General features: G+C 73.1%; 11 protein-coding genes. 6 read left to right on the top strand and 5 right to left on the bottom strand.

Translation table 11 applies throughout. From position 1 onward, the window contains the following. From CKO43_RS23170 to CKO43_RS23160, 3 genes are all read left to right on the top strand, one after another. Positions 1–696: DUF3108 domain-containing protein (locus tag CKO43_RS23170; protein WP_455710411.1), on the top strand; the 696-nt coding region annotated here is incomplete at its 5' end. A gap of 36 nt (positions 697–732) precedes the next feature. After that, the gene (locus tag CKO43_RS23165; RefSeq protein WP_346014509.1) at positions 733–984 is read left to right on the top strand and encodes a BTH_I0359 family protein; all 252 of its coding nucleotides are present in this window, start codon (positions 733–735) and stop codon (positions 982–984) included. A gap of 44 nt (positions 985–1028) precedes the next feature. Then, positions 1029–2084 carry a homocysteine S-methyltransferase family protein gene (locus CKO43_RS23160; RefSeq protein WP_200380116.1) on the top strand — a complete coding sequence of 352 codons (1056 nt, stop codon included), beginning with the start codon at positions 1029–1031 and terminating at the stop codon, positions 2082–2084. A 30-nt stretch (positions 2085–2114) separates the two neighbouring features. Here CKO43_RS23160 and sppA read toward each other — a convergent pair whose 3' ends face one another. Then, entirely contained in the window at positions 2115–3974 is a 1860-nt protein-coding gene (gene sppA / locus CKO43_RS23155) for a signal peptide peptidase SppA (protein WP_242481311.1), read from the bottom strand. A 257-nt stretch (positions 3975–4231) separates the two neighbouring features. Here sppA and CKO43_RS23150 point away from each other — a divergent pair, with 257 nt between their 5' ends. Next, positions 4232–5194, top strand: a complete 963-nt coding sequence (locus tag CKO43_RS23150; RefSeq protein ID WP_200232078.1) for an AEC family transporter — start codon at positions 4232–4234, stop codon at positions 5192–5194. Here the strand turns inward: CKO43_RS23150 and CKO43_RS23145 are convergent, their stop codons facing one another. The 4 genes from CKO43_RS23145 to CKO43_RS23130 all read right to left on the bottom strand — a co-directional run bounded on the left by CKO43_RS23145 (position 5195) and on the right by CKO43_RS23130 (position 10070). Then, a complete protein-coding gene (locus tag CKO43_RS23145) occupies positions 5195–5785 on the bottom strand; it encodes a VTT domain-containing protein (protein ID WP_200232079.1) in 591 nt (196 codons plus the stop codon). 49 nt (positions 5786–5834) lie between these two features. Continuing rightward, the gene (locus tag CKO43_RS23140) at positions 5835–7859 is read right to left on the bottom strand and encodes a primosomal protein N' (protein WP_200232080.1); all 2025 of its coding nucleotides are present in this window, start codon (positions 7857–7859) and stop codon (positions 5835–5837) included. A gap of 332 nt (positions 7860–8191) precedes the next feature. After that, a complete protein-coding gene (gene hemE / locus CKO43_RS23135) occupies positions 8192–9289 on the bottom strand; it encodes a uroporphyrinogen decarboxylase (protein WP_200232081.1) in 1098 nt (365 codons plus the stop codon). Between the two features lie 7 nt (positions 9290–9296). Next, complete coding sequence (locus CKO43_RS23130) at positions 9297–10070, bottom strand: Rossmann-fold NAD(P)-binding domain-containing protein (RefSeq protein ID WP_200232082.1); 774 nt, start codon at positions 10068–10070, stop codon at positions 9297–9299. 85 nt (positions 10071–10155) lie between these two features. On the opposite strand from CKO43_RS23130, the gene CKO43_RS23125 reads away from it, so the two are divergent. Together CKO43_RS23125 and CKO43_RS23120 are read left to right on the top strand one after the other, a co-directional pair. After that, positions 10156–10758, top strand: a complete 603-nt coding sequence (locus CKO43_RS23125) for a LemA family protein (protein WP_200232083.1) — start codon at positions 10156–10158, stop codon at positions 10756–10758. A gap of 10 nt (positions 10759–10768) precedes the next feature. Beyond that, a partial coding sequence (locus CKO43_RS23120) for a TPM domain-containing protein (protein WP_200380115.1) occupies positions 10769–11543 on the top strand: 775 nt, incomplete at its 3' end.

The following is an 11543-nucleotide window of genomic DNA, read 5'->3' as shown; positions in this document are numbered from 1 at the left end:
GACGGTGCCGCCGCGCTCGCCATCGCCGCCGCGCCGCCGCCGCTGTACCCGGTGCGGCTGCCGCCGGCCTTCAGCGGACGCTGGCGGCGCGAAGGCGGCGGCCGCGACGGCGAGTTCGTGCTCGACTGGTCGCCCGGCGACGGCAGCTACCGCCTCGTGCTCGCCGACGACGCCGGCGACGGCTGGGCCAGCCGCGGCGCGCTCGGCGCCCACGGGCTGGAGCCCGAGCGCCTGGTCGAGCGCCGCCGCGGCCGCGACCGGCGCGCGGCCAACTTCCGGCGCGACGTCGGCCGCATCAGCTACTCCGGGCTGGAGCAGCAGCACGCGCTGCTGCCCGGCGCCCAGGACCGGCTGAGCTGGCTGGCGCAGCTGGCCGCGGTCGTGGCCGCGGCGCCGCAGCGTTTCGTGCCCGGCGCGGCGGTCGAGCTCTTCGTCGCCGGCACCCGCGGCGACGCGGCACTGCGGCGTTTCGAGGTCGTCGCGCTCGAGGCGCTGGAGCTGCCGGCCGGGCCGGTGCCGGCGGCGCTGCGGCTGGCGAGTGCGGCACCGGCGCCTTACGAGCCGAAGCTGGAGGTCTGGCTGGACCCGGCGCGCGGCTGGCTGCCGGTACGCTGGCGCAGCGAAGTCGCCGCCAACGGCACGGTCGTCGAGCAGCGCCTGCTCGGCACGGCGGCCGTTACGTCTGCCGGGCCTTGAATCGGTGGTTTGCGGGCGCATCTGCCGGGCATGCAGATGCTGTACCAATCCGACTCCTTCGTCGTCGTCCAGGTCGAATTGCCGGCCGAAGCCGGCACGCCCGCACGCGGCGGCTACGAGATCGTCGACAAGTTCGCGCGCACCGACATCTGGCTCGAAGGCGTCATCGCCGAGAGCTTCCGCCGCGGCGTGCAGGAACTGGTCGAGGCCGAACGTGGCGCCGAAGACTTCGACGACTTCATCGCCGGCTACGCCCGGCTGGCGCAGCATCCGCTGACGCTGCACTGAGCGCCCGGCCCCCCGGGGCGGGGTGCACTTCCTACAATGCCGGCATGAACGCCCGCACGCCCGAATACACCCGCGGCCAGGCCCTGGCCGAGCTGCTGCCCCGGCGCATCGTCGTCATCGACGGCGCGATGGGCACGATGATCCAGCGCTACAAGCTCGGCGAAGCCGACTTCCGCAACGAGGCCCTGCGCGAGCATGCGAAGGACCTCAAGGGCAACAACGACCTGCTGTCGATCACGCGCCCCGACGTGATCCGCGAGATCCACGCGAAGTACCTCGCCGCCGGCGCCGACATCATCGAGACCAACACCTTCGGTGCGACCTCGATCGCGCAGGAGGACTACGCACTCGCGCACCTGGCGCGCGAGATGAACCTGGCCTCGGCCCGGGTCGCGCGCGAAGCCGCCGACGCCGCGGCCACGCCCGACAAGCCGCGTTTCGTCGCCGGCGCGCTCGGCCCGACGCCGCGCACCGCCAGCATCAGCCCCGACGTCAACGACCCCGGCGCGCGCAACGTCACGTTCGACGCGCTGCGCGGCGCCTACCGCGAGCAGGCCGAGGCGCTTCTCGACGGCGGCGTCGACCTGTTCCTGGTCGAGACCATCTTCGACACGCTCAACGCCAAGGCGGCGATCTTCGCCCTCGACGAGCTGATGGAAGAGCGCGGCGAGCGCCTGCCGGTGATCGTCTCGGGCACCGTCACCGACGCCTCGGGCCGCATCCTGTCGGGGCAGACGGTGGCGGCCTTCTGGCACTCGGTGCGCCATGCGCGGCCGCTGGCGATCGGGCTCAACTGCGCGCTCGGCGCGGCGCTGATGCGGCCCTACATCGAGGAGCTGTCGCGCATCGCCGGCGACACCTTCGTCAGCTGCTACCCGAACGCCGGCCTGCCCAACCCGATGAGCGACACCGGCTTCGACGAGACGCCGCCGGTCACCGGCGCGCTGATGGAAGACTTCGCCAAGGCGGGTTTCCTGAACATCGTCGGCGGCTGCTGCGGCACGACGCCGGAGCACATCGCCGAGATCGCGCGCCGCGTCTCGGCCTACCGCCCACGTTCGCGCCGCGACCCGCTGTTCAGCGGGCTGGTCGCCGCCTGATGCGCGCCGCCCCGGCCGGGCGGCCGGGGTTCAGGGTGCGGCGCACAGGCAGTGCGCCATCGCCGCCGGGCGCCGGCCGTCGGCCGATTGCAGCAGCCAGGCGGTCTGCTGCTTCAGCTCGGCCAGCGGTGCCGGCAGCGGCGGCGGCAGCGCGGCCTGCAGCGCCGGCTGCAGCAGCGGCTCCAGCGCGCTGGCGCCGAGGCCGCCGAACCAGGCCATCAGGCGCTCGGCGCTGCCGGGGCTGCGTTCGACATAGTGCACGCGGTAGCCCGGCGCCAGCTTGGCGCGTGCCGCCGCCACCGCGAGCGCGTCGCGCAGCCCGCCGCTGCGGTCGACGAGGCCACGCACGCGCGCCTGGGCGCCGGTCCAGACGCGGCCCTGGCCGATCTCGTCGATGCGCTCCGGCGTCGTCTTGCGCGCCGCCGCGACACGCGCCAGGAACTGGCCGTAGACGTGGCCGATGCTGGACTGCAGCACCTGCTCGAGCCGCGGGTCCAGTGGCTGGCGCGGGTCGTAGCCGCCGGCCAGCCAGCCGGTGCGGTAACCCTCGGTGTGGATGCCCAGGCGCTCGAGGCCGCGCTCGGCGGTCGGCAGCACGGCGATGACGCCGATCGAGCCGGTGATCGTCGCCGGGTCGGCCAGGATCTCGTCGGCCGCGGTCGAGATCCAGAAACCGCCCGATGCGGCGACGTCGCCCATCGAGACCACGACCGGCTTGCCGGCCGCGCGTGTCAGCTCGAGTTCACGCCGCACCAGTTCGGAGCCGAAGGCGCTGCCGCCGGGCGAGTTGACGCGCAGCACGACGGCGCGCACCTGCTTGTCCTCGCGTGCGTCGCGCACCAGCGCCGCGGTCGACAGGCCGCCTATCGTGCCGGGGCCGGCGTCGCCGTCGACGATCGGGCCTTCGGCGACGACGACGGCGACGGTGTCGCCGGCCGGCGGCGGCGCGAAGCGCGCGGCGTAGGCGCCGAAGCCGATCTGGCGGAAGCTCTCGCCGTCGCGTTCGCCGCGGGCGATCAGCGCCGCGCGCAGCTCGTCGCGGGTCTTCATCGCGTCGATCAGGCCTTCGCGCGCGGCGAGCTTGGCGCCGTCGCCGCCGGCGGCGGCCAGGCGCTCGGGCAGTTCGGCAAGCGCGCGGTCGAGGCTGCCGCGCGGCAGCCGGCGCGCGTATTCGACGGCGCTGGTGTAGTCGGCCCAGAGGCCGTCGTAGAGCTCGCGGTCGGCCTCGCCGGTCTCGGGCGAGGGGCCGTCGGCGGCCAGCGTCTCGGCGGCGTTCTTGAAGCGGCCGGCGCGCACCACGTGGGCGGTGACACCGAGCTGGTCGAGCGCGCCCTTGAAGTAGCTGCGCTGGCTGCCCATGCCGGAGATCTCGACCCCGCCCATCGGGTGCAGCCAGACCTCGTTCGCGTGCGCCGCCAGGTAGTACTGGCGCTGGTCGTAGCTGGAGCCCCAGGCGACGACCTTCTTGCCGCCGGCCTTGAAGCGGTCGACGGCGGCGGCCACCTCGCGCAGCGTCGGCAGCCCGGCGCCAGCGAAGTCGTCGAGCACCAGCAGCGCGCTCGAGATGCGCGGGTCGGCGGCGCCGGCGTCCAGCGCCGTCAGCAGGTCGCGCAGCCGGGTCTGCTCGAGTTCGGAGCCACGTGCCTTCTGCAGCGCGTTCTCGCGCAGGCTGCCGCTGAACTGCTCGCGGATCGGCCCCTGCGGGTTGATCACCAGCACCGTCTTGTCGGCCAGCGGCGCGGGGCCGCCGCGCAGCGCCGCCCAGGCGACGGCGCCGAGAACGAGCAGCAGCAGCAGGTTCAGGATCGCGCGCCGGCCGGTGTCGACCAGCCACCACAGGCCACGCAGCACGCGCATCGTGCGCGAACGGGGTTTCGTCTCGTCGGCCATCGCTTCCTCCTCTGACGGGTGCGAGGCTAGCAGGACGTCGAAGAACGCATTGCCAATTCGTCACCGATCTTCGGCGATGCAGCGCTCCTCAGACTGAGTGGAGCCTCCCTCTCGGAGGGAGGCTGGAGGGCGCTCGTCGAACGAGCTGGAGCACCCTCGCGGAGGGGGCTCGGGGCAGTTGTGCGGTATAGCCGCAGGCTCGGTGTCCGGGCGGCAGCCGCCGCCCGGACACCGAGTCGATTGCGATACTCGCGGCAATGTTGTCGATCCTCGCCGTGACGGCGCCCTTCTTCGCGCTGGTGGCGGCGGGTTATGCCGCCGGCCGGCTGCACCTGCTGCCCGAGAGCGCCATTCCCGGCCTCAACGTCTTCGTCCAGTGTTTCGCGCTGCCGGCGATGCTGCTGCGCCTGGCGATGGCGACCCCGATCTCGCAGCTGCTCGACCCGGCGGTGCTGCTGTGCTGGCTGGGCGCGGCGGCGGTCGTCGTCGGCGGCGTGCTGGGCTTCACGTGGCGCCGCGCCGGGTTGAAGAACGCGTCCTTCGGCGCGCTCGTCGCGACCTTCCCGAACTCGGGTTTCATGGGCGTGCCGCTGCTCGTCGGCCTGCTCGGGCCGCAGGCCGCCGGGCCGACGATCGCGGTGCTGCTGATCGACGTCTTCGTCACCAGTTCGTTGTGCATCGCGCTCGCCCAGGCCGGCGACGCCGCCGGCCACGGCACGCGGCGCGCGCTGGCATTGGCCTTGCGCGGCGCCTTCGGCAACCCGCTGCCCTGGGCGACGGCGCTGGGCGCCGTGTTCTCGGTCGCCGGCGTCGGCCTGCCGGGGCCGGTGGACGTGCTGGTCCGCATGCTCGCCGACGCCGCGACGCCGGTGGCGCTGTTCACCGTCGGCGCCGTGCTCTGGCGTGCTGGACAGCGCGCCGGCCACGGCACGCGCTGGGGCGGCGTGGCGGCGATCACCGCGGTCAAGCTCGTGGTCCACCCGGCGCTGGTGGCCGCGCTGGCGCTGGGGCTGATCGTGCTGGGCGTGCCGCTGTCGCCCGAGCAGGCGATGGTGCTGACGCTGGCCGCCGCGCTGCCCAGCGCGAGCAACGTGCCGCTGCTGGCCGAGCGCTACCGCGCCGACGCCGGGCCGGTGGCGCGCGTCGTGATGCTGTCGACGGCGCTGGCCTTCTTCAGCTTCAGCGCGCTGGTGGCCTGGATGGGCGTGCGCCCGGCCTGATCAGCGCCGGCGCAGCACGCGCCACAACCAGGCGGCGAGCGCGGCGACGACGATGGCCTCGGACACCGGGCCTAGCCACTGCGCTGCCGTCTCGTGGCGCTCGCCGAGCGTGAAGCCGGCGCCGGCCAGCAGCGTGCACCAGACCAGCGTGCCGGCGGTCGACCACAGCAGGAAACGCGGCAGCGCCATGCGCGCGACACCCGCGGGCGCCGAAATCACGCTGCGCACCGCGGGCACCAGCCGGCCGCCGAAGACGGCGCGCGCGTCGTGGCGTTCGAACCAGCGTGTCGCGCGTTCCACCTCGTCGCACGACACCGCCAGCCAGCGGCCGTGGCGCTCGGCCAGCTGCTCCAGCCGGCGCCGTCCCAGGCGCTGGCCGAGCCAGTACCACGGCAGGGTGCCGGCGATCGAGCCCGCCGCGCCGGCGGCCACCACCAGCGCCGGGTCGAGCGCGCCCTGCGCGGCGTGGAATCCGGCGAACGGCATGATCAGCTCCGACGGGATCGGCGGCAGCACATTCTCCAGCGCCATCAGCGCCGCGATCGCCCAGTAGCCGTGGGTCTCGATGAAGCCGGTGATCCACTCCGCCACGTGTGCGCTCCGCTGTGCCGAAGCGGCGCACCGGCAAACGCCGTGCCTTTCAGATCGCCAGCGGGTCGACGTCGACCGCCCAGCGGATCAGGCCTTTGTGCGCCGGGCGCAGCGCGTGCAGCTCGGGCAGCCAGCCGGCGAGGAAACGCTGCAGCGCCGGCCGCGACGCCGACTCGACCAGCATCTGCACACGTTCGACGTCGGCCACACGCGACACCGCCGGCGGCACCGGCGGGTAGACGCCAATCGTCTCGATGCCTTCGGCCAGCGCCGCGGCGGCGTCGAGGAAGGCGCTGGCGACCTCGGCCGTCTTGGCCTCGGCGCGCAGCAGCGCCAGGTGGCTGAACGGCGGCAGCCCGGCGCTGCGGCGTTCGTCGAGCTGGCTGGCGGCGAAAGCCGCGTAGTCGTGGCGCTTCAGCGCGGCGAAGAGCGCGTGTTTGGGGTTCCAGGTCTGGATCCACATCTCGCTGCGTGCCGCCTGCTCGGCGTCGCGGCCGGCGCGGCCGCCGGCCTGCATCAGCAGCGCGAACAGGCGTTCGGGGGCGCGGAAGTCGCTGGCGAACAGCGCCGAGTCCGGGTTCACCGCAACCACCAGCGTGATGCGGCGGAAGTCGTGGCCCTTGGCCACCATCTGCGTGCCGACGAGCACGTCGACCTCGCCGGCGTGCACCGCCGAGAGCTGGCTCTCGAGCGCGCCGACGCCCTTGGTGCTGTCGGCGTCGATGCGCGCGACGCGGGCGCCGGGCAGCAGTTCGGACAGCTGCTCCTGCAGCTTTTCGGTGCCGCGGCCGACCGGGGCGATGTCCTGGTTGCCGCAGTCGGGGCAGGCGCGCGGCACCCGTTCGGTGAAGCCGCAGTGGTGGCAGCGCAGCGTGCGGTCGGCCTTGTGGAACACGCGCCAGGCGCTGCAGTGCGGGCAGCCGCTCTTCCAGCCGCATTCGCCGCACTGCAGCACCGGCGCGTAGCCGCGGCGGTTGAGCAGCAGCAGGCTTTGTTCGCCACGCTCCAGGCGCTCGCGCAGCGCGTCCAGCACCGGTGGCGCCAGCGCCGGCGCGTCGACGCCGCGTTCGCGCGGCAGCCGGCTCATGTCGAAGACGCGCACGCGCGGCATCGCGCCGCCGCCGATGCGGGCGTCCAGCGCCAGGCGCCGGTAGCGGCCTTCCTGCACGCGCTGCCAGGTCTCGAGCGAGGGTGTGGCCGAACCCAGCAGCACCGGCACGCCGGCGTCGTGCGCGCGCCAGACGGCGAGGTCGCGCGCCGAATAACGCGCGCCTTCCTGCTGCTTGAACGAGGGGTCGTGCTCCTCGTCGACGACGACCAGCCCCAGCCGCGGCAGCGAGGCGAACACCGCCAGCCGCGTGCCCAGCACCAGGTCGGCCGTGCCCAGGTGCGCCTGCAGCCAGTTCTTCAGCCGCTGCGCCGGCGTCAGCGCGCTGTGCAGGCTGACCAGGCGCCGGCCCGGGAAACGCGCGGCAAAACGCGCTTCGAGCTGCGGCGTCAGGTTGATCTCGGGCACCAGCACCAGCGCCTGCTGGCCGCGCTCCAGCGCCTGCTCGGCGGCGCGCAGGTAGACCTCGGTCTTGCCGCTGCCGGTGACGCCGTGCAGCAGCGCCGGCGCCGTGCCCTCGGCCAGCGTGGCCAGCGCCGCCGCCTGCTCGGCGGTCAGCGGCGGCGGTTCGGGCGCCTCGCCGGCCGGCAGCGGTGCCAGCTTCGCGAGCTTGGCGAGCCGGCGTGCGAGCTGCACGTCGTCGAGCTTGCGCAGCTCGGGCGGCAGCACCCCCAGCGCCATCTCGCCGACACCGCGCTGGTAATAAGCAGCGGCGAACTCGACCAGGCGCCGCCAGGCCTCGCCCAGCGGCGGCAGCGCCGCCAGCGCCGGGCCGGCCGGGCGCAGCGCCTCGTCGGCGACCTCGGTGTCGCCGGGGCGGTGCCAGACGATGCCGGGCACCTCGCGCCGGCCCAGCGGCACACGCAGCAGCGTGCCGGGAGGCAGTTCGGTGTCGGCGCGGTAGTCGAGCACGCCGACCCCCGTGTGCTGGGGTGTCTCGACGGCGACGGCGATGCGCTTGGTCATCGCTTGGTCACTTGCGTGCGATTGCTAGTCTTGGTCTCAAGGATCGGCCCCAAGTGCTTGTGCGGGAAGGCTTTTCGGACCTGCCCACAGCTTCTGTGGATAACTTTGTGCAGAAGCTGCGTCCAGCGCCGCCAAGTCCTTGATTCTGCGGGCCCGGAGGTTCTTTGCGCGATTAAGCGGCACCGGGGCTGATTCCAGAAAAATCAAGGACTTAGCGAAGACAAACGGCCCCAGTGGGGCCGTCGGTCGTCGGGTGCGGCAACGCTGCGCCGCAGCACGGTTTCTGGGGATAAGTCAAGCGTTCAAGGGGGGCAAACGCAGGCCCTGAGCGCTCACTTACCGGCCGAACGAAGCCGGCGGCCGTGCGTGTGCACCGCTTCGACGAGCGCGGTGACGTGATCCGGCGGCGTGTGCTGGCTGATGCCGTGGCCGAGGTTGAAGACGTGGCCGCCCCAGCCGCCGTCGGCGCGCTGCGGGGCGCCGAAGCTGTCCAGCACCTTGGCCGCTTCCTTGGCGATGACCTCGGGCGTCGAGAACAGCACCGCCGGGTCCAGGTTGCCCTGCAGCGCGACCTGGTCGCCGGTGCGGCGGCGGGCGTCGCCCAGGTTGGCGGTCCAGTCCAGGCCGACGACGTCGGCACCGATCGCGGCGATCTGCTCCAGCCAGATGCCGCCGCCCTTGGTGAAGACGATGACCGGGATCTTCTGGCCGGCGTGTTCGCGCTTCAGGCCGGCGACGACGCGGCGCGTGTACTCGAGGCTGAATTCCTGGAAGGCGCCGTCGGCGAGCACGCCGCCCCAGCTGTCGAAGATCATCGCCGCCTGGGCGCCGCATTCGATCTGCTGGTTCAGGTAGGCGGTGACGGCCTGGGCGTTGACGTCGAGGATGCGGTGCAGCAGGTCGGGGCGCGCGTACAGCATCTGCTTGATGACGCGGTAGTCGTCCGAGCCAGCGCCTTCGACCATGTAGCTGGCCAGCGTCCAGGGGCTGCCGGAGAAGCCGATCAGCGGCACGCGGCCATTGAGCGACTTGCGGATCAGCGTCACGGCGTCGAAGACGTAGCGCAGCTTGTCCAGGTCAGGCACCTGCAGCGCCGTGACCGCGGCTTCGTCGCGCACCGGATGCGCGAAACGCGGGCCTTCGCCGGCGCCGAAGCTCAGGCCCAGGCCCATCGCGTCGGGCACGACCAGGATGTCGGAGAACAGGATCGCCGCGTCCAGCGCATAACGGTCCAGCGGCTGCAGCGTCACCTCGGTGGCGTACTGCGGGTTGGTGGCCAGACCCATGAAGCTGTTGCCCGCCTTCTCGCGCGTGGCACGGTACTCCGGCAGGTAACGACCGGCCTGGCGCATCAGCCAGAGCGGCGTGTGGGTCGTGGGCTGGCGCAGGCACGCGCGCAGGAACTGGTCGTTTTGGAGGGGGGCGAACATCGGCGAATTATCGCCGTGCGAGTGCCTGGGCCAGTTTGATCTCGGCTTGGTAATCGTCAGGCTGCTGCGCGGCGTCCCAGAGTGCCTCGGGCGCGACGACGCGGGTGCCGGCCGGCATGGACGGCAGCAGGCGCGCGAGCAGCACGACCAGCTGCGCCAGCCGCGGCGTGCGCAGGGCGCCCTGCTGCGCCGGGATCATCCAGCGCAGCTGCGCCAGCCACAGCGCCACCACCCGCTCCAGCCACGAGGCGCCGGCCGGGCCCGTCTCGGCCTGGGCGGCGCGCAGGAAGACGCAGTGTTCGAAACCGAGCGCGGCGACCTGCTGCTCGGCCGCCGACGCAAAACCGGCTTTCAGCGCCGCCGGCAGCAGCGCCGGCGCGTGCGGCAGCACGACGACCAGACGGCGCACGCCGGCGGCGTGCAGCGCGCTGGCGCGTGCCAGCAGCTCCTGGGGCTGCGGCTGCACGAAGGCCTCGTCGCGGCCGTTGGCGTGACGTTCGCGCTCGAAGACCAGGAAGGCGATGTCGGCGAGCGGCGGCACCGCGGCTGCCAGCTCGGCTTCGTACAGCGTGCCCAGGCCGCGCGGCGTCGACGCCAGCGGCGCTTTCACGAGTGCGGCGACATGGGCGAAGCGCCCGGCGACCAGCGCCTCGGCCAGCAGCGCCGAGCCGAGCGCGCCGCCGGCGCCGAGCACCAGCGCGCGTTCCCGCAGAGCGAACGTGGCCGCGCGCGGCGGCGAGGCTGCGTCGCGCGGGCTGGGGGAAGCGGTCGGATCGGCCATGGTGAGGGCATCGTAGTGCGCCGAGCCCCCGCCCGCGCGGGGACATCGCAGGGGGTAGCATCCGGCGCCAAAGAAGGAGGACGTTATGGGGTTGACGAGGTGGATCGCCGCGCTCGGCGTCGTGCTGGCGCTCTCGGGCTGCGGCTACAACGACTTCCAGCGCCTGGACGAACAGACCAAGGCGCGCTGGGCCGAGGTGCTCAACCAGTACCAGCGGCGCGCCGACCTGGTGCCCAACCTCGTTTCCACGGTCAAGGGCGAAGCCAACTTCGAGCAGGAGACGCTGACCCGTGTCGTCGAGGCGCGCTCGCGTGCGACCTCGATCCAGGCCACGCCCGAGCTGATCGAGAACCCCGAGGCCTTCCGCAAGTTCCAGGCGGCGCAGGGCGAGCTGTCGAGCGCGCTGTCGCGGCTGCTGGTCGTCAGCGAGAACTACCCCAACCTGCGCGCCAACCAGGGCTTCCAGGACCTGCGCGTGCAGCTCGAAGGCACCGAGAACCGCATCACCGTCGCGCGCAACCAGTACATCGCCGCGGTGCAGCAGTACAACGTGCTGGCGCGCAGCTTCCCGAGCAACCTGACGGCGATGGCGCTGGGTTACGAGGTCAAGCCCAGCCTGCAGGTGCAGGACGAAGCGACGATCAGCCGGCCGCCGGCGGTGAACTTCGACAAGCCGGCGTCGAAGTGAGCGCCTGACGATGCGCTGGCTGAGCCGCGTGCTGGCGCTGGTGCTGGCGGCGTTCGCGCTCGCCGGCGCCGCCGTCGCCCAGGACCTGCAGCCGGTGCCGGCGCTGTCGGCGCGCGTCATCGACCAGACCGCCACGCTCAAGCCTGAGCAGCGTGCGGCGCTCGAAGCCAAGCTCGCGGCCTTCGAGGCCGACGCCGGCCCGCAGATCGTCGTGCTGATCGTCGCCAACACCGCGCCCGAGGACATCGCCGCCTACGCCTGGCGCGTCGCCGACCAGTGGAAGATCGGCCGGCGCGAGGTCGGCGACGGCGTGCTCGTCGTCGTCTCGATCGGCGACCGGCGCGTGCGCATCGAGGTCGCGCGTGCGCTCGAAGGTGCGATCCCCGACCTGGCCGCGCGCCAGATCATCGACCGGGCGATGCGCCCCGCGTTCCGCGAAGGCGACTACGCCGGCGGGCTGGACGCGGCGCTCGACCAGCTGATCGCGCGCATCCGCGGCGAGAACCTGCCGGCGCCGGCGGCGCACTCGGGCGCCCAGGAAGGCACGCAGTTCGAGGACTGGATCGTGCTGCTGCTGTTCGGCGTGCCGGTGATGGCGACGGTGCTGTCCCGGATGCTGGGGCGCAAGCTCGGGTTGCCGCTGGCGGCGGTGATTGCCGGCGGTGTCGCCTGGTTCGTGACCGCCAGCGTGCTGATCGCGCTGGTCGCCGCGGTCGCGGCGCTGGTGCTGGGTTTCGTCTTCAGCGTCGCGTCGGCGTTGCGCCACATCGGCGGCCCGCCCGGTG

This window comes from Rubrivivax gelatinosus (assembly GCF_016583785.1).
Taxonomy (GTDB): Bacteria; Pseudomonadota; Gammaproteobacteria; order Burkholderiales; family Burkholderiaceae_C; genus Rubrivivax; species Rubrivivax gelatinosus_B.
Note: the sequence above shows the minus strand (reverse complement) of the source record. Positions and strands in the feature narration are given on the sequence as shown.

Bases quoted from the DNA above. Each gene is read 5' to 3' on its own strand.
- CKO43_RS23140 (WP_200232080.1), bottom strand. From the start codon at position 7,859: ATGACCAAGCGCATCGCCGTCGCCGTCGAGACACCCCAGCACACGGGG.
- sppA (WP_242481311.1), bottom strand. From the start codon at position 3,974: ATGGCCGACGAGACGAAACCCCGTTCGCGCACGATGCGCGTGCTGCGT.
- CKO43_RS23160 (WP_200380116.1), top strand. From the start codon at position 1,029: ATGAACGCCCGCACGCCCGAATACACCCGCGGCCAGGCCCTGGCCGAG.
- CKO43_RS23130 (WP_200232082.1), bottom strand. From the start codon at position 10,070: ATGGCCGATCCGACCGCTTCCCCCAGCCCGCGCGACGCAGCCTCGCCG.
- hemE (WP_200232081.1), bottom strand. From the start codon at position 9,289: ATGTTCGCCCCCCTCCAAAACGACCAGTTCCTGCGCGCGTGCCTGCGC.
- CKO43_RS23150 (WP_200232078.1), top strand. From the start codon at position 4,232: ATGTTGTCGATCCTCGCCGTGACGGCGCCCTTCTTCGCGCTGGTGGCG.
- CKO43_RS23125 (WP_200232083.1), top strand. From the start codon at position 10,156: ATGGGGTTGACGAGGTGGATCGCCGCGCTCGGCGTCGTGCTGGCGCTC.
- CKO43_RS23165 (WP_346014509.1), top strand. From the start codon at position 733: ATGCTGTACCAATCCGACTCCTTCGTCGTCGTCCAGGTCGAATTGCCG.